Source organism: Photobacterium kishitanii, from assembly GCF_003026355.1.
Lineage (GTDB): Bacteria > Pseudomonadota > Gammaproteobacteria > Enterobacterales > Vibrionaceae > Photobacterium > Photobacterium kishitanii.
The window spans coordinates 1-798 of sequence record NZ_PYON01000051.1 but is presented as its reverse complement, the minus strand read 5'-3'; the positions used below and the strand labels follow the sequence as shown (position 1 = coordinate 798).

The 798-nt window shown below is 37.5% G+C and carries 1 protein-coding gene; it reads left to right on the top strand.

From position 1 onward, the window contains the following. The coding region (locus C0W29_RS21445; protein WP_146147157.1) for an amino acid permease at positions 1–488 on the top strand (488 nt) is incomplete at its 5' end. Positions 489–798: the final 310 nt, after the last annotated feature.

Sequence of the window (798 nt, the reverse complement as noted above, 5' to 3'; positions counted from 1 at the left end):
TAGCAGCAGTTATCGCATGTATCGGCTCACTACTTGGCTGGCAGTTCACTAACGCACAGGTTTCTAAAGCAGCAGCAGATGAAGGTCTATTCCCTAAAATCTTTGCTAAAACCAACAAAGCAGGCGTGCCTATTGCTGGTATGTTAATCATGCTAGCGGCTGAGATTCTACTAGCGGTAATGACTATCTCTCCTAACTTGATCAGTCAGTTCAACGCGCTATTGAACCTAGCAGTATTTATTAACATGGTACCTTACATCCTATCGATGACTGGTCTTGAAGTATTACTTCGCAAGAACATGGTATCTAAAAAGCAATACCGTCTGGGTGCAACCGTGGGTACATTAGCTGTTCTTTACAGTATCTATGGTGTGTACGCTTGTGGTGCAACCGCAGTATTCGGCGGTACTATCTTGACGCTACTTGGTTATATCTTCTACGGCTTCATTGCTGCTCGAGATACTAAACCAGAAGTTAAAGCAAACTAATTTAAAGATTTAATAAATTCGATACTAAAGAAATTTATTAATAACTAGCTAGAACGGAAATGGGAATAAATAATAAATAAGTCGTGCGTTAATTATTAATTAATAAATGGCATTATTTATTCCCTTTCTAAAATATTCGGTCAGAGCCTTTATTACTTCATATTTTTTATGTCGCGGTAAAACACATCTGCCATTAATCATTTTATTCAGGCGTTATTATGAACAACAATAATAGTACAAATAAAATGCGTGCTCTCGTTATTGAGCACCAAAACATTACTCCAAATAGCTTTGCTGATCGTGCAACTAA